The 16,978-nt window shown below is 63.9% G+C and carries 12 protein-coding genes, 3 tRNA genes and 1 pseudogene; 11 read left to right on the top strand and 5 right to left on the bottom strand.

Annotation, left to right across the window (positions count from 1 at the left end; genetic code table 11):
- Positions 1-10 precede the first annotated feature (10 nt).
- Complete coding sequence (locus G6N08_RS06850; protein WP_163755499.1) at positions 11-1,249, bottom strand: GNAT family N-acetyltransferase; 1,239 nt, start codon at positions 1,247-1,249, stop codon at positions 11-13.
- A 664-nt stretch (positions 1,250-1,913) separates the two neighbouring features.
- On the opposite strand from G6N08_RS06850, the gene G6N08_RS06845 reads away from it, so the two are divergent.
- Positions 1,914-4,265, top strand: a complete 2,352-nt coding sequence (locus G6N08_RS06845) for an MMPL family transporter (RefSeq protein ID WP_170301266.1) — start codon at positions 1,914-1,916, stop codon at positions 4,263-4,265.
- A 57-nt stretch (positions 4,266-4,322) separates the two neighbouring features.
- Here the strand turns inward: G6N08_RS06845 and G6N08_RS20135 are convergent.
- Together G6N08_RS20135 and hisC are read right to left on the bottom strand one after the other, a co-directional pair.
- A pseudogene (locus G6N08_RS20135) lies at positions 4,323-5,180 on the bottom strand (DMT family transporter); the annotation flags it as partial.
- Positions 5,181-5,379: 199 nt separating this feature from the next.
- Complete coding sequence (gene hisC, locus G6N08_RS06835; protein ID WP_163755494.1) at positions 5,380-6,516, bottom strand: histidinol-phosphate transaminase; 1,137 nt, start codon at positions 6,514-6,516, stop codon at positions 5,380-5,382.
- A gap of 86 nt (positions 6,517-6,602) precedes the next feature.
- Here hisC and G6N08_RS06830 point away from each other — a divergent pair.
- The 4 genes from G6N08_RS06830 (at position 6,603) to lipE (ending at position 9,144) form a co-directional block, all read left to right on the top strand.
- A tRNA-Ser gene (locus G6N08_RS06830) sits at positions 6,603-6,694 on the top strand.
- Between the two features lie 19 nt (positions 6,695-6,713).
- Positions 6,714-6,786: transfer RNA gene (locus tag G6N08_RS06825), tRNA-Arg, on the top strand.
- Between the two features lie 155 nt (positions 6,787-6,941).
- On the top strand, positions 6,942-7,766 hold the full coding sequence (locus G6N08_RS06820) for a crotonase/enoyl-CoA hydratase family protein (RefSeq protein ID WP_163755492.1): 825 nt from the start codon (positions 6,942-6,944) through the stop codon (positions 7,764-7,766).
- Between the two features lie 142 nt (positions 7,767-7,908).
- Complete coding sequence (gene lipE, locus G6N08_RS06815; protein ID WP_163755491.1) at positions 7,909-9,144, top strand: lipase LipE; 1,236 nt, start codon at positions 7,909-7,911, stop codon at positions 9,142-9,144.
- A gap of 110 nt (positions 9,145-9,254) precedes the next feature.
- Here the strand turns inward: lipE and G6N08_RS06810 are convergent.
- Positions 9,255-9,341: transfer RNA gene (locus G6N08_RS06810), tRNA-Ser, on the bottom strand.
- 130 nt (positions 9,342-9,471) lie between these two features.
- Between G6N08_RS06810 and G6N08_RS06805 the strand changes: the two genes are divergently transcribed.
- Positions 9,472-10,449, top strand: a complete 978-nt coding sequence (locus G6N08_RS06805; RefSeq protein ID WP_218033345.1) for an NAD(P)H-quinone oxidoreductase — start codon at positions 9,472-9,474, stop codon at positions 10,447-10,449.
- Between the two features lie 40 nt (positions 10,450-10,489).
- Here G6N08_RS06805 and G6N08_RS06800 read toward each other — a convergent pair whose 3' ends face one another.
- Positions 10,490-11,686 carry a cysteine desulfurase-like protein gene (locus tag G6N08_RS06800; protein WP_163755486.1) on the bottom strand — a complete coding sequence of 399 codons (1,197 nt, stop codon included), beginning with the start codon at positions 11,684-11,686 and terminating at the stop codon, positions 10,490-10,492.
- Between the two features lie 109 nt (positions 11,687-11,795).
- Here G6N08_RS06800 and G6N08_RS06795 point away from each other — a divergent pair, with 109 nt between their 5' ends.
- The 5 genes from G6N08_RS06795 (at position 11,796) to wzm (ending at position 16,873) form a co-directional block, all read left to right on the top strand.
- Complete coding sequence (locus G6N08_RS06795) at positions 11,796-13,769, top strand: DUF6541 family protein (protein WP_163755484.1); 1,974 nt, start codon at positions 11,796-11,798, stop codon at positions 13,767-13,769.
- Between the two features lie 85 nt (positions 13,770-13,854).
- Positions 13,855-14,307 (top strand): bacterial proteasome activator family protein, encoded by a 453-nt coding sequence (locus G6N08_RS06790; protein ID WP_246216703.1) that lies wholly within the window; start codon positions 13,855-13,857, stop codon positions 14,305-14,307.
- 10 nt (positions 14,308-14,317) lie between these two features.
- The gene (gene wzt, locus G6N08_RS06785; RefSeq protein WP_163755480.1) at positions 14,318-15,145 is read left to right on the top strand and encodes a galactan export ABC transporter ATP-binding subunit Wzt/RfbE; all 828 of its coding nucleotides are present in this window, start codon (positions 14,318-14,320) and stop codon (positions 15,143-15,145) included.
- Positions 15,138-16,046: a galactofuranosyltransferase GlfT1 gene (gene glfT1 / locus G6N08_RS06780; protein ID WP_163755478.1), complete on the top strand. Its 909-nt coding sequence runs from the start codon at positions 15,138-15,140 to the stop codon at positions 16,044-16,046. The genes wzt and glfT1 overlap by 8 nt, the downstream gene beginning before the upstream one ends.
- On the top strand, positions 16,046-16,873 hold the full coding sequence (gene wzm / locus G6N08_RS06775; protein ID WP_174813282.1) for a galactan export ABC transporter permease subunit Wzm/RfbD: 828 nt from the start codon (positions 16,046-16,048) through the stop codon (positions 16,871-16,873). Before glfT1 ends, wzm begins: the two co-directional genes overlap by 1 nt.
- Positions 16,874-16,978: the final 105 nt, after the last annotated feature.

Below are 16,978 nucleotides of genomic sequence, written 5' to 3'. Positions count from 1 at the left end.
ATGTGCGATATCAGAACAAGGTACCGCAATACGGTGCACTTTCGGTAGCAAAAGCGGCATCCAAGTTTCGCAACGCGCCGCTGTTGAGCTCGGTAATGCGGTTTGCTCGGTGAAGTTCCGACGCGCGATGCGCCCCCATGTAGATGGTGCCCAGTTCACCCAGACCGATTTTGATATCCGCCGGCCCGTCATACGGTGTACATTCGCCGACACCATTACGAGTTTGCAGCAGAAATCGACCTCCGGCGACACTGAGCGGATCTGCAACTTCCAGCACGATTTCGACATCAGCCGAGTAGGTACGTGCACTCAAAGCCTTGGGCACATTCATGATTCGCATCCACAGGAAATCTTGCAATCCTGTCGTTCGGACGGCAAGCTGGTCCTTGAGTTTCAGTGGGAACGGATCATCGACCGGGACCTCGATCACTATGTTGTCGAACATTCTCATACCCACAAGCGTGGCAAGGAGTTCGGTATGCGCTTCCTCGGTAACAGGACAGAAGTCTTGGACGAGCACGTTGCCGAAAGGCCGTCGATAAGCATGTGGTGATGCTCCAGTTACTCGGTACGTCAGGAAACCTTCCGGATGCACGATGAAATTGAGCTCCGACCCATTGTCTCGCTGCGTCACCCGGTCTTCCAAGTAATCTGCCCACCACGCGCGATCCCGACTGAGCGCACCAGGTGTTTTGGCGCACCATCGATCATAGATTGGCGGTAACTCGCGCTCCGCCTGCGTCGCATCGATTTCACGTGCCCGATTCAGACTCGGTTTAGCCCGCATCTCTGTAAAGCGCGGCTCAATCGTGTAAGTCCTGGCATAGCTGGCAACGCCCCCGCCTAAGATATCGTACACTGCGGGTTGAGTCGGAACACCACAGAGAATGGGATAACCACGCTCCTGAAGTATTCCGAAGCCCTGGAAACTGATCCGCCGCCAAATGCCGCGTCCTTGGTGTGTTGCCGAGACGGCGATCATCGCGAGCCATGAAGCGTCGAGACGAGCGCCCCCCGGTACAGTGAGCTGCAGCCGATAGTAAAGGGAAGTTCCGACTACAAACGGATGCTGCGGACTGGAAATGTCTTCGGCCACCAGAATATCGTCAGTCCTGACGCGGCGTTTCCAGGCTTCGACATCTCCGCGCTCGACCGTAACTCCGTATACGCGCGCCTGATTTTTATAGACTGTCTCCAGGTCGTCATCAGTTGCATATCTTATTCTGATGTTATCGTCCGTTGTGTTCACCACATCACTCCAATTACGTGTTGTCCGCCGAACCCGTGTAACGCGCGAAAAATCGCCGCAGCTTCTTTAATCCGAGGCGTGTCTGGCTTGACGTCTTTATCGTACCCACTGGTTATTGAGGACAATCATCAGGGTCTTCGGAATGACGCACGATAGTGATCGGGCGACACGGGTGTCTCCTGACGCTGAAATCGGGCTTGGTATCTCATGATTCGTCGCGTTAGCAAACGCCCACAGGGCCCGAGGTGATCAAAAACTGCGCTACCGCGGCGATACTTCGGCCCGACGGCGCGGCTTATCCGTGTCCGGGCGCGGCGACGACGCGCTGTGTCGCATCGAAAGGTGTGCTGCGCCGCAACGTGTAAGGCTCACCGCCACCGCCGGGCGCAGCTTATCGCCGGACTCCCCAATTTATTCGGCTCGCCGACAACTGCGCTCTCGACGTGGCACCGTCAACCCCGGTCACTAACAAGGCCGGCTACACGCCAAGCTGTGTCGAAACCGCCAATCAGGAGGCGACGGTGAATCGCCGATATGCCAGTGTGGTATCACTGCTTCGAACATCTCACCAAATTTTCGAAGGCTGCCCGGTGCGGTGGGTGGTCAGGCATTCTGGACCACAGATCGCGGTAGCGGCTGGGAGGCACAGCGGAAGGACGCCGAGGTGCTGCAAGGAATCGCTCGACTTGCCATGGCGGCGCCACGACGCATCATCGCGGTCGCAGTTTTCGTGATGGTCGGGGCCGCGGTCTTCGGCATCCCGGTAATCAACAGCTTGTCGGCCGGCGGCTTTCAAGACCCCACGTCCGAATCAGCGCGGGCGACTGAGCTGCTCAGAGACAAGTTCGAGCAGCCCGATCAGAAAATGATGATCGTGGTGACCGCACCCGCGGGTGCGCACAGCGACCTGGCGCGCCGCGTCGCCATCGACATCGTCGAACATCTGAAACGCTCACCCTGGGTCCTCAATGTCTCCTCGGCGTGGACGTCGCCGCCAGAGTCCGCCGCCCGCCTCCTCACCAAGGACCACAAATCCGGTTTGATTGTGGCCAACCTCAAAGGGGGGGAGAACGACGCACAGAAGTACGCCAGCGCGCTGTCGGACGAACTGGTACACGACCGCGACGGCGTCACCGTCCGCGCCGGCGGTATGGCAGTGGCCTATGCCCAAGTCAACCACCAAAACCAGCGCGACCTGCTGTTAATGGAGGCCATCGCGGTCCCGCTGAGCTTTGCGGTCCTGTTATGGGTGTTCCGCGGGCTGGTGGCGGCGACAATACCGCTTGCCTTGGGCGGGCTGGCCATCGTGGGCACTATGTCGGTGTTGCGGCTGATCAGCTTGGCTACCGACGTGTCGACCTATGCGCTTGACTTGAGCATTGCGATGGGTCTAGCCCTGGCAATTGACTACAGCCTGCTGATCATCAGCCGCTACCGCGAGGAACTGACCCAAGCCGGGGACCGGGAACAGGCACTGTTCAGAACCATGGCCACCGCAGGCCGCACGGTGCTGTTCTCAGCGACCACTGTCGCATTATCGATGGCGGTGTTGCTGGTTTTCCCGATGTACTTCTTGAAATCGGCGGCATACACCGTTGTGGCCACCGCGGTCATCGTGGCCATTGCGGCAGTGGTGGTGACTCCCGCGGTTATCGTGACGCTCGGATCCCGGCTGGACGCGTTGGACGTGCGCCCCCTGGCGCGCCGGATGCTACCTTGGCTGAAGCAGCGGCCCGCGTCGGAGCCGGTTAACTCGGTGTTCTGGTACCGGACCACCAAATTCGTTCTTCGCCATGCCTTTCCGGTGGGTTCGAGTGTCGTGGCGTTCCTGCTGCTGCTGGGCCTGCCATTTCTGGGGGTGCGCTGGGGCTTTCCCGATGAGCGCGTATTGCCCCCGTCGGCATCGGCGCGTCAGGTTGCCGACATGTTGGATCACGATTTCGTCGATGACCCGGGAATGACGGTGTTCGTCGTCATCCCCGACGCCCGGGGAGTAAGCCTTGCCGACCTGGACCGCTACGCCGCAGAGCTGTCCCGGGTTCCTGACGTGTCGGCGGTGACCGCACCGACCGGAACATTCGTGGCCGGACACCGGGTAGGCGCGCCTGCTGCACCCGCGGGCCTTGCCCGCGGTAGCGCATTTTTGTCCGTAGCCAGCACCGCGCCCCTATTTGCGCAAGCCTCTAACGCCCAACTCGACCGACTGCACGCGATCGCCGGGCCCGGCGGACGCTCGGTGGAGTTGGCCGGGTTGGCCCAGACGAACCGTGACAGCGTCGACGCACTAACCAGACGACTGCCGACGGTGCTGGGTTTGATCGCTCTCATCACGTTCGTGTTGCTGTTCGTGCTCACCGGCAGCGTGGTGCTGCCGGTGGAAGCGCTGGTCTGCAATGTGTTGTCGCTGACCGCGGCGTTCGGCGCGATGGTGTGGATTTTTCAGGACGGCCATCTGGGCGCCCTGGGTACCACCCCCACCGGGACTTTGAACGCCAATATCCCAGTCTTGTTGTTTTGTATCGCTTTTGGGTTGTCAATGGATTACGAAGTGTTTTTGGTTTCGCGAATCCGCGAGTATTGGCTGGCATCCGGTGCCGCTCAGGGGAAGCGACGCAGCTCCGCTGAGGCGCGCGCGGCGAACGACGAAAGCACGGCTTTGGGTCTGGCCGGTATCGGTCGGGTTGTCACCGCGGCTGCGTTGGTGATGTCGATTTCATTTGCCGCGCTGATTCCCGCGCAAGTCTCATTTGTTCGGATGCTAGGTCTAGGCTTGACACTTGCGGTGCTGGCCGATGCCACCCTGGTGCGAACGGTTCTGATTCCGGCTTTCATGCATATGCTTGGCCCGTGGAGTTGGTGGGCACCAAAGCCGTTGGCGTGGCTGCATGATCGTTTCGCGCCGGGCGAGGCTGCGGCCGCCGCGGTGGGGCGCCGTCGCTGGGCTACCGAAGCCGGGCAGCCTGCGGCGGGCTTTGGTGAGCAGCAACGGGCTGCTGCCGCGACAGATCACGGTTAGCGAACTCTCCGCACCGCAACTGGACCGGTCGGTTTGAAGCCGCCGCCGGGTTTTCTTCTCCCGAGCGTTGCGGGTCGCCGCAGCTTCAATGCGCGCGAGCTGCAAAACGGCGGCCGCCGTCACCACCGCTGCCGACATCAGGGCGATCATGCCGACGTGGCCGGTGTGCACTGTCTCGCCAAGAACAAGGACACCCAGCACTGCTGCCACTACCGGTTGCGACACCTGTAGGACCGGCATCGACGCGGTCAGCGGCCCCGCCCGGAAGGCTGACTGACTCCATACGAGGCCGCCCAGTGCGAGCAGTAGCCAGACACCGAGCTCAGGTGTGCGGACCATCGCCCATCCGCCCGCGTTGAGCCGAGCAACGACGTCTTTGGTGAGCACGGCGAAGGCGCCCCACAACGAACCCGACACGAAAGCGAACAGCACCGCGGCGACGGCGCCACCGTAGACACTGCCGACCACAAGGCATGCACCCAGCAGAGGCCCCCAACCCACAACGACAACAGCCCAGGTGTGAGCCGATGCGCTCGATCGACCGGCCTGTGGATGACCGATCGTGACGATCACGGCCATCGCGACGGTCAGCACGCCGGCCCAGAGCCATTCCGGGCCGGTCACAGGCCGGTGCGACAGCCTCGCATTGATCGGCAGCGCGAACAGCAGCGAAAGCGTCAGCAACGGCTGCACCAGCAGCACCGGGCCCTGAGCTAGTGCGGCCGCCTGCAGCCCGATGCTCGCGATGAGTACCGCAGCGCCCAACCACCAGCGTCGATCGTGCAGCAATCTAGCCAGCAACCCGAACTGGCCGACCGACCTGTCAGTGACCCGGTGCGTCGCACGCTGCTGAAGCACATCGCCAATCGCGATGCACAGCGCGGAACCCAACGCGAGCAGAGCGGCGGTATACACCTCAGCCTCCGTGTGTCGTGGCGGGGAAAGACACCTCCAATAACCACTATTCGGTTTCGCAGCATCCCACGCTCATGTCGCCGATGCTGGTCGTCGGCTAACGCTAACGCTTTAGTAATCGTCGAGTTCAGCGCCGGGAATGCGATCGCTGCGGTGCTGAAGCCGCCGAACTTCTTGCCGGCCGCTTCGCTGCTGCGGTCTAGTCCGCGGCGTCTCCTTGATCCGCTGGCCTGGTTCCCGCAGGCACCGCTTGCCCGGCGCCGCCATTGCGCGTGATCCACTGGCCGGCAAACCGCAAGAAGGCGTCGTTTTCCTCCGGTGCGCCGATGGTCACCCGGACACCATCGGCACCGAACGGGCGAAGCACGAGGCCCGCGTCGGCGGCCTGGCTCACAAAGTCCGCGGTGCGCTCGGCCAGGGGCAGCCAGACGAAGTTGGCCTGCGACTGCGGCAGCGTGTACCCGGCTGCCCGTAGCGTGGCGCTGACGCGGACACGCTCAGCGACGACGGCGTCGGTGCGGGCCAACAGCTCGTCACCGGCGGCCAGCGAGGCGATCGCCGCAGCCTGGGAAACGTTGGTTTTGGTAAACGGAACGTCGACCTTACCCAGCGCGAGGATCACATCGGGGTGAGCAACCGCATACCCCACCCGCAAACCCGCCAACCCGTATGCCTTCGAAAACGTCCGCAGCACAACAACGTTGTCATGGGCGCGGACGAGCTCCAGGCTATCTGGGCACATACCGTCGCGGACGTACTCGACATAGGCTTCGTCGATGGCGACCAGGATGTGCGGCGGTACAGCGTCGATGAAACGGGTTAACGCATCAGGGTGTACCGCGGTGGACGTCGGGTTGTTGGGATTGCAGACGAAAATCAGCCGGGTACGGTCGGTGATTGCGGCCAGCATGGCGTCAAGGTCGAAGGTGTGGTCGGTCAGCGGCACCTGTACCGCGGTGGCGCCGGCGACACGGACCTGCAACGGGTAGATCTCAAAGCTGCGCCACCCGAACAGCACCTCGTCTCCGACCGAGGCGCTGATCTGGATCAGCTGCTGGCACAGGCTGACCGATCCGCATCCGACGGCGATGTGCTCGGGGGCGAATCCTGCAGGATTGACGGTGTTCACGTGCGCGGCGAGAGCGGCCTTGAGCTCGACACAGTGGGTGTCCGGATAACGGTTGACCGTGTCGGCGGCCCGCTCGATGGCCGCACGGACACTGGGCAGCGGACCGTGCACCGTCTCGTTGCTGGCCAGTTTGATCGCACCGGGCACCGTCTTGCCCGGAGTGTAGGCCGGCAACCCGGCCAGCTCGGGGCGCAGGCGGACGGTCACTTCGACAGCATATGTCGGTGGTGTGTACGCTGTGGTCCGCGGTGTTCCGGGACCTCGCTACGGTCCGGTACCCTCAGGAAATCCAAGGAGGCGTGCCAGAGCGGCCGAATGGGACTCACTGCTAATGAGTTGTCCTCTTAAACGGGGACCGGAGGTTCAAATCCTCTCGCCTCCGCCACCGGGAGAATTGAAAACAGGCGCCCGTAGCTCAACGGATAGAGCATCTGACTACGGATCAGAAGGTTGGGGGTTCGATTCCCTTCGGGCGCGCGCTCTCACCCGAGAAATCGGCCGCTCTTTCTATTTCGCTGTCGCGTATTTCTCCCGCGAGCAGGTCTTACCGCGGCGGCCCGGCCACGGCTACGGCGTCACATCCAATCCGGGCCGCGCTCCGGAAGACAAAACGAGCACGGTACGGTCTCGTCATGGGTCAGCCGTATGAATCCGTCACTGTGGAAACCCACGATCACATCGCGCAGGTGACGCTGATCGGCCCGGGCAAAGGCAATGCGATGGGCCCGGCGTTCTGGTCGGAGATGCCGGAGGTATTCGCCGCCCTGGACGCCGACCGTGACGTGCGGGCCATCGTCATCACCGGGTCGGGTGACAACTTCAGCTACGGGCTGGACTTGCCGGCGATGGGCGGGTCGCTCGGGGCGGTCCTGGCCGAAGGGACGTCGGCCCGCCCGCGCGCAGACTTCCACGCCGAGATCCTGCGCATGCAGAAGGCGATCAATGCCGTGGCCGACTGCCGTACCCCCACCATCGCCTCGGTGCACGGCTGGTGCATCGGCGGCGGCGTCGACCTCATCGCGGCGACAGATATCCGCTACGCCAGTGCCGATGCCAAGTTCTCGGTTCGCGAGGTGAAGCTCGCGATCGTCGCTGATATGGGCAGCCTCGCGCGGCTGCCGCTGATCGTAAACGACGGGCAGCTGCGGGAGCTGGCTTTGACGGGCAAAGACATCGACGCTGCCCGGGCCGAAAAAATCGGTTTAGTCAACGAGGTGTTCGCCGACGCCGAAGCCACCCTGGCTGCCGCACGCGCCACTGCCGCCGACATCGCCGACAACCCGCCGCTGACCGTCCGGGGCATCAAAGACGTCCTTGACCAGCAACGCATCGCGGCGGTCTCGGCCAGTTTGCGCTATGTCGCCGCCTGGAACGCGGCATTCCTGCCGTCGAAGGACCTGGCCGAGGGGATCAGCGCGACCTTCGCGAAACGTCCGGCGAAGTTTACCGGCGAATAGACCGCCCGAGCGGTGACCGTGTCCGACACATCCGGGGCCCCGCCGCCCAAGCTCGCGCCCCGGCCGGCACCGCGCTGCAATCCCCGCAGGCCAGTCTGACCGACACGCGGCGGGCACCAGGTAAACACGTACCCTGACGGACGTGACCGATGAAGGCAGGATCCGCGTCCCCGACGACCTTGACGCCGTCACGGCCGTCGGCGACGAAGACCACTCCGGTATCGACCGGGCAGCGATCGAACGGATCTGGCAGGCCGTGCGGCACTGGTATGCGGGCGGAATGCACCCGGCGATCCAGTTGTGTCTGCGGTACCACGGCAGGGTCATACTCAACCGGGCGATCGGGCACGGTTGGGGTAACGCTCCGACCGATCCGCCCGGCGCCGAGAAGATTCCGGTCACGACCGACACACCGTTTTGCGTGTACTCCGCGGCCAAAGCTATCACCGTGACCGTGATGCATATGCTCGCCGAACGTGGCTACTTCTCACTCGATGACCGCGTGTGCGAATACCTGCCCAGCTACACCAGCCACGGCAAAGACCGCACCACGATCCGCCACGTGCTGACCCATAGCGCGGGAGTTCCGTTTGCACCCAGGCGTAAACCCGACGTCACCCGCGCGGACGATAGCGCATATGCCCGCGAAAAGCTCGCCGAATTGCGGCCCCTGTACCGGCCCGGGTTGGTGCATATCTACCACGCGCTGACCTGGGGACCGTTGACGCGGGAAATCGTATCCGCCGCCACTGGCAAAAACATCCGCGATATCCTGGCCGCCGAGATCCTCAACCCACTCGGCTTCCGGTGGACGAACTACGGCGTTGCGGCGCAAGATCTTCCGCTGGTGGCACCAAGTCATGCCACCGGCAAGCCGTTACCTGCGCCGATCGCGAAGGCCTTCCGCAAGGCGATCGGCGGCACGGTGCATCAGATCATCCCCTTGACCAACCAGCCGCTTTTTCTGACCAGTGTGATCCCCTCGTCCAACACTGTCTCCAACGCCTACGAGCTGTCACGCTTCGCGGAAATCCTGCGCCGCGGCGGTGAACTCGACGGCGTGCGGGTGATGCGGCCGGACACGCTGCACACTGCGGTGCGGCAATGCCGGCGCCTGCGACCTGATGTCGCGACGGGGCTGAAGCCACTTCGTTGGGGCACAGGTTTCATGTTGGGATCAAACAGGTTTGGGCCATTTGGGCGCAACGCTCCTGCGGCATTCGGCCATCTCGGGCTGGTGAATATCGCCATCTGGGCCGACCCTGACCGCGGCCTTGCAGCTGGGCTGGTCAGCAGCGGTAAACCCGGCCGGGATCCCGCGGCCAACCGCTATACCGCGGTGATGGACACCATCACCGCGGTGATTCCGCGCCGATAGGATGCGCTGTGGCCGAGACCGCAGCCGTGATCGGCGCTCACCGGGCCGCAAGTCGGCACGCCGCCCCCGGCGATGTCAGGGCCACCGCCGGGGCGTCACCCGCCGATCCGCGGTGGCGGAGGGATTTGAACCCCCGGACGGTGTTAGCCGTCTCTCGCTTTCAAGGCGAGTGCATTAGGCCGCTCTGCCACACCACCGCTGACCAGGGTAGCTGCACGTCACCGGCGCCTGGACTGCACCGGTCGACCGGATAGCTTCAGCGCCGCTATGGTAGAGCGCCTGGCCGTTGCCGAATAGCCGCTGTCCGCGGCCAGTAAGGTGGCCGGCATGCACGCCATCGTCACCGAATCTGCCGACCAGTTGGTGTGGCGGGAAGTTCCCGATGTGCAACCGGACCGCGACGAAGTGCTGATCAAGGTCAGCGCCGCCGGTGTCAACCGTGCCGATGTGCTGCAGGCCGCCGGTCGCTACCCGCCCCCGCCGGGTGCCAGTGAGATTCTGGGAATGGAGGCAGCCGGCGTCATCACCGCCGTTGGCTCAGAGGTCACCGGATGGGCTGTCGGGCAGGAAGTTTGCGCCTTGCTGTCCGGCGGCGGCTACGCCGAATATGTCGCTGTCCCGGCCGGTCAGGTGATGCGCATTCCCGACTGCGTCGACCTGGTAGACGCCGCCGGCCTCCCGGAGGTCGCCTGCACGGTGTGGTCAAACCTGGTGATGACCGCCCATCTGGCCGCCGGGCAGGTGGTTTTGATCCACGGCGGCGCCAGCGGAGTGGGCAGCCATGCCATCCAGGTCGCCCGGGCGCTCGGCGCGCGGGTGGCGACTACTGCCGGCTCACCGGCCAAACTGCAGCTCTGCCGTGACCTGGGCGCGGAAATCACCATCGCGTATCGCGATGAGGACTTCGTCACCCGGGTGCGCGAGGCAACCGGCGGTGCGGGCGCCGACGTGATCCTTGACATCATGGGCGCCGCATACCTGGGGCGCAATATCGATGCCCTGGCCGACGACGGTCAGCTGATCGTCATCGGGTTGCAGGGCGGGGTGAAAGGCGAGCTCAACCTCGGCACGCTGATCAGCAAACGCGCGCGTGTCATCGGCACCGCGCTGCGGGGCCGGCCGGTGACCGGCCCCCACGGCAAGAGCGTCATCGTCGAGGCGGTAGTCAACTCGGTGTGGCCGATGCTCGCCGATGGCCGGGTCCGCCCGGTGATCGGCGCCCGGATGCCAATTCAGCGGGCCGCGGACGCGCACCAATTGCTGGTGTCAGGACAGGTAGCCGGCAAAATTGTGTTGACTGTCTAGCGTGACCCGCCGCCGGCATATGGGTGGTGTGCCCCCGCGGCTAACCCAGCGACGCCAGGGCGCGCACCAGCTGGTCGACTTCGATCGTCGTCGAGTAATGGGCCAGCCCCAGGGTGACCGCACCGCCGACATCGTTGACGCCGATCACGTCGAGCACTCGTGAGCTGGCATTGGCAATCGCCAGAATCCCGTTATCGGCCAACCGCTGCACTACCCGTTCGGCCGGTACCTCATGCACGGCGAAACTGACCACCGGGATCCGCACCTCGGGCCGGCCGATCACCATGACCAGCGGCAGCGACCGCAGCGACGCCATCAGGTAATCGAATACCCGGTTCATGTAGGCAGCCGCGGATTGCATTGATACCGACAACCGTTCACGTCTGGTTCCGCGAGCAGACTCGTCGAGCGCGGCCAGATATTCGATACTGGCGACGACACCGGCGAGCAAAGCAAACTGGTGCACCCCGAGCTCAAGACGCCCCGGCCCCGTCGCATAGGGGTTGGTCGACACGGAGTTGAACGCGTTGATCAGTGCCGGATCACGAAACACCAACGCCCCGATCGGGGGTCCTCCCCACCCGACGGCGTTCACCGCCACCACGTCGGCGTCGGTTTCTTGGATGTCCATCAGCCGGTAGGGTGCCGCGGCGGAATGGTCGACCACCACCAACCCGCCGACGTCGTGAACCAGCTTGGTCACCACCCGAAGATCTGTGACCGTGCCCAACGTGCCCGACGCGGAGGCAATCGCGACCAACCGCGTCGGTTGTCCGATCAGGGTCTCCCACTGCCACGCCGGCAGCTCGCCGGTCTCGATGTCGACCTCGGCCCATTTCACCCGGGCGCCGTGGCGGTGCGCCGCACGCAACCACGGAGCGATATTCGCTTCGTCATCCAGACGGGTGACGATCATCTCATAGCCCAGACCCGCTCGCGAGGACGAGGCGTCGGCCAGCAACGACAGTAAAACCGCGCGATCGGCGCCCAGCACGACACCGCGCGGGTCGGCATTGAGCAGGTCAGCAACCGCCTCACGTGCCGCTTCCAGCATTGCGGCGCTTCGCTTGGCCGCCGGATGCGCCCCCACGGTGCTAGCGACCGACCTGCGAAAAGCGGTCGACACCGTGGTCGCCACCGACTCCGGGATCAGCATTCCCAGCTGCGCGTCGAAATGCACCCACCCGTCACCCAGCGACGGATGGAGTCCGCGCACCCGGGCGACGTCATATGCCATGCCTGCCACCTTAGAGCCACCACGATCACTGCAAACCGTGACGGTAGCGGGCACCCGGATGCGTCCCCGCCGTCCCGAGCCAGGTCGCCCGGCCAGACATACTAGTCCAGTGGGGCTTGCGAGCGGAGTGCTAACAGCATTGATTTTGCTGATAGCACCGGGGGCGATCATTGCACGCAGCAGCCAGCTAACCTGGCCGATCACCGTTGCGGTTGGCCCGCCACTGACCTACGGAACGGTCGCGGTGGCCATCATCCCGTTCGGCGCGCTGCGAATCCCTTGGAACGCGTGGACAGCGTTGGCCACCCTGGCCGCGGTCACCGTGCTGGCCGCGACCTTCCGGGTGCTGCTGGCCCGCTACCGCGACGCCCGGGCCGAAGCACAAGCGCTCAGCGGCTGGCCGGCGGTGACCATCGCCGCGGGAGTGCTGCTGGGCGCGCTGCTGATTTTCCTGGCAGCGCTTCGTGGCATCCCCGACTGGCAATCCATCCCCAGCACCTGGGACGCGGTCTGGCATGCCAACACCGTCCGCTTCATTCTCGACACCGGGCAGGCGTCGTCGACTCATATGGGCGAACTGCGCAACGTCGAAACCCACGCCGAGCTGTACTACCCCTCGGCGTTTCACGCCCTGGTCGCGCTGTTATGCCAGCTCACCGGCGCGGCGCCCACTACCGCATACACCCTGAGCTCGCTGGCAGCCGCAATCTGGTTGTTCCCGGCCAGCGCAGCCATCCTCACCTGGCATGTGATGCGCCCGCACGCTGACCAGTGGCGCGCCGCAGGCGCGGCGGCCACCGCAGCGGCCCTGTCCGCATCGTTTACCGCGGTGCCCTACGTCGAATTCGACGTCGCTGCCATGCCCAACTTGGTGGCCTATGGAATCGCGGTGCCGACCATGGCGCTGATCACCTCCACCCTGCGGCACCGCGACCGAATCCCGTTGGCCATTTTGACGCTGGTGGGCGTCTTCTCGGTGCACATCACCGGGGGCGTCATCGTCGTCACGTTGCTGCTGGCGTGGTGGCTGTTGGAGGCGCTGCGGCGCCCGGTACGCGGCCGGCTCGCCGACCTGGGGATTCTGGCGACCGTTGTGGCGCCGGCCGGTTTGATCCTGCTACCGCAGTTTTTGAGCGTCAAACAGCAGGAAGACATCATCGCCGGACACTCGTTCCTCACCCATTTGAGCAAGAAACGCGGAGTTTTCGACGCCATCTTCCAGCACTCCCGCCACCTCAACGACTTCCCCGTCCAGTACGGGCTTATCGCGCTGGCCGCAGTCGGCGGCCTGGTGCTGCTGGTCACAAAGATCTGGTGGCCGCTGGTGGTGTGGCTGCTGCTGATTGTGGTGGACGTCGACGCCGGAACGCCGTTGGGTAACCCCATCGGTGCGGTGGGGGGAATGTTCAGTGAGTTCTTCTACAAAGATCCGCGCCGGATCTCGGCGTTCATCACGATGCTGCTGACGCCCATGGCCGGTATCGGCCTGTTAACGCTGGTCATGGTCACGGTGGCGGCGGTCAGGCGGGTGGCCGACCGCTGGCCGCGGCGCCTGCCCGAGCCGGTGTGGGTCACTGTTACCGTCGCGCTGCTGGCGACGACGAGCGTGCTGAGCGCCTGGCATTACTTTCCGCGGCACCGGTTTTTGTTCGGCGACAAATACGACTCGGTGATGATCGACAAGAAAGACCTGGAAGCCTTTGCCTACCTCGCCACTCTTCCCGGCGCCCGTGACACCCTGATCGGCAACGCCAATACCGACGGCACCGCGTGGATGTATGCAGTGGCCGGTCTGCACCCGCTGTGGACGCATTACGACTACCCGGTACAGCAGGGCCCGGGCTACCACCGGTTCATCTTCTGGGCCTATGCCAGCAAAGCGGACACCGATTCGCGCGTCCTCGAGGCGGTGCGGGCGCTTCATATCCGCTATGTCTTGATCAGCTCACCCACCGTCAGGGGGTTCGTGATGCCCGACGGGCTAGTCTCGTTAGAGAAATCCACGTCGTGGGCGAAGATTTACGACAACGGTGAGGCGCGTATATACGAATGGCGCGGACCTGGCGCCGCGACACGCTCCTAGAACACGCATAAGGACGGTGACTGGATTGAGTACCAGCCATGGCGATCACAACATCGAGGTCATCGGCGGTGTCGACCCCCGCGCGATGGCCGCGCAATCCGACGACGACTCCGAGGACCGGTCGCTGACCGACCTGGTCGAGCAGCCCGCCAAGGTGATGCGCATCGGCACCATGATCAAACAACTGCTCGAAGAGGTCCGGGCCGCACCGCTCGATGACGCCAGCCGCAACCGGTTGCGCGAGATCCACGCCACCAGCATCCGCGAACTGGAGGATGGGCTGGCGCCGGAGTTGCGCGAGGAGCTCGACCGCCTCACCCTACCGTTCAGCGAGGACACCGCGCCGTCGGACGCCGAATTGCGGATCGCCCAGGCTCAGCTTGTTGGCTGGCTGGAGGGGTTGTTCCACGGGATCCAAACGGCACTGTTCGCCCAGCAAATGGCCGCACGCGCGCAGCTGGAACAGATGCGCCAGGGCGCGCTTCCTCCCGGTGTCACCCGGCCCGGGCAGTCATCCGGCCACGGGCAGTACCTGTGAGCCGACTGCGGTGTCCGTAGCCCGACCGCGCATCGAGACGCGCAACGCGTGGGTGGAGTTCCCTATTTTCGACGCGAAGTCACGCTCGCTGAAGAAGACCTTCCTGACCAAGGCCGGCGGCACGATTGGGCGCAACACCTCCAACGTGGTGGTCATCGAGGCGTTGCGCGATATCACATTGTCGCTGAGCCTGGGTGACCGTGTCGGCCTGGTCGGGCATAACGGTGCCGGGAAATCGACGCTGCTGCGCCTACTTTCGGGAATCTACGAGCCGACACGCGGGTCCGCGACCGTCATCGGCAGGGTGGCCCCCATCTTCGATCTCGGGATCGGTATGGACCCCGAGATTTCCGGCTACGAGAACATCATCATCCGTGGCCTGTTCCTCGGGCAGACCCGCAAACAGATGCAGGCCAAAGTCGACGAGATCGCTGAGTTCACCGAATTAGGCGATTACCTGTCGATGCCCCTGCGCACGTATTCCACCGGGATGCGGGTACGGCTGGCGATGGGCGTAGTCACCAGCATCGACCCGGAAATCCTGCTGCTCGACGAGGGTATCGGCGCCATCGACGCCGACTTCATGAAGAAAGCCCAGCCCCGGCTGCAGCAGCTGGTGGAGCGTTCGGGAATCTTAGTGTTTGCCAGCCATTCCACCGAGTTCTTGGCCCGCCTGTGCAAAACGGCGATGTGGATCGAGCACGGCACCATCAAACTCACCGGAAGCATCGAAGACGTGGTGCGCGCCTACGAGGGCGAGGACGCCGCCCGGCACGTGCGCGAGGTGATGGCCGAAGCGGCTCAGCCGATTGCTCACAGGACGCCCGCCGATGACTGAATCGGTGTGCGCCGTCGTCGTGACCCACCACCGCCCCGACGAGCTGGCGAAATCGCTGGATGCGCTGCACACCCAGACCCGGTCGCCCGACCACCTGATTGTGATCGACAACGGCAACGACGGTCGCGTCCGTGATCTGGTGTCCGGGCAGCCGATTCCCGCGACCTATCTGGGTTCACGCCGAAACCTGGGCGGCGCAGGAGGTTTCGCGCTGGGCATATTACATGCTCTGGCATTGGGCGCCGACTGGGTGTGGCTGGCCGACGACGACGGCCGCCCGCAGGACACACAGGTACTGGACCGGCTGCTGGCGTGCGCGACGAAACACGGTCTGGCCGAGGTGTCGCCGATGGTGTGCAGCATGGACGACCCGCAACGGTTGGCGTTCCCGCTGCGCCGCGGCCTGGTCTGGCGCAGATGGGCACGTGAGCTGAGCACCGAGCCTGGTCAAGATCTGTTGCCCGGCATCGCTTCGCTGTTCAACGGAGCCCTGTTTCGGGCATCGGCCATCGAGGCGATCGGTGTTCCCGACCTGCGGCTGTTCGTCCGGGGCGACGAAGTCGAAATGCATCGCCGGCTGGTTCGTTCCGGGCTGCCGTTCGGAACCTGCCTGCAGGCGGTCTATCTGCATCCCTGCGGATCGGACGAATTCAAGCCGATTCTGGGCGGCCGGATGCACACCCAGTACCCTGAGGACCCCGCCAAGCGTTATTTCACCTATCGCAACCGCGGCTATCTGCTGTCCCAACCCGGGCTGCGAAAACTGCTTCCCCAGGAATGGTTGCGGTTCGGCTGGTTCTTTTTGGTGTCCCGACGCGACCCTGAAGGCCTGATGGAGTGGTTCCGGTTGCGGCGCTTGGGACGTCGCGAGAAATTCGATCGGCCCGAAGGACCTCGGTGATGTTTACCGATGCGGCGGCCCAGTCCAAAACGCTGACCCGGGCCTGGCGCGATCTGGTCGACGGTTACCACCGCCACGAACTGTGGCTGCATCTGGGCTGGCAGGACATCAAGCAGCGGTATCGCCGCTCAGTGCTGGGACCGTTCTGGATCACCATCGCCACTGGCACCACTGCTGTGGCGATGGGCGGACTGTATTCCAAGCTATTTCGGCTGGATCTCTCGGAGCACCTGCCCTATGTCACGTTAGGTCTGATCGTCTGGAACCTGATCAATGCCGCCATCCTGGAGGGCGCCGACGTTTTCGTCGCCAACGAGGGACTGATCAAACAGCTACCCACCCCTTTGAGCGTGCACGTCTACCGGCTGGTATGGCGACAGCTGATCTTGTTCGCCCATAACATCCTCATTTACCTCGTCATCGCGATCATCTACCCCAAACCGTGGTCATGGGCGGACCTCTCGGTCATTCCCGCGCTGGGTCTGATCATCGTCAACGCGGTATGGGTAGCACTGTGTTTCGGCATTCTGGCAACCCGCTACCGCGATATCGGTCCACTGCTGTTTTCCGTCGTGCAGTTGCTGTTCTTTATGACCCCGATCATCTGGAATGACGATACGCTGCGACAGCAAGGTGCCGGTCGCTGGTCGAAAATCGTTGAACTCAATCCGTTGCTGCACTACCTCGATATTGTGCGGGCACCACTGCTCGGCGCTCACCAGGAGCTGAGGCACTGGGCAGTCGTTTTGGTGCTGACGGCCGTCGGTTGGCTGCTGGCGGCGTTTGTGATGCGCCAATACCGCGCCCGCGTCCCGTACTGGGTCTAAGCCCACACGAATACGTTTTGTGGGGTGGAAAAGAATTTCGAAATCCGGTGTGCTGGAACGTGAACAAAACCCGTCGCTGACGGCTCAGACCAGCGCACGATGCGC

It is taken from the genome of Mycobacterium botniense (assembly GCF_010723305.1).
GTDB classification, from domain to species: domain Bacteria; phylum Actinomycetota; class Actinomycetes; order Mycobacteriales; family Mycobacteriaceae; genus Mycobacterium; species Mycobacterium botniense.
This window is presented reverse-complemented; position numbering and strand designations above follow the sequence as displayed.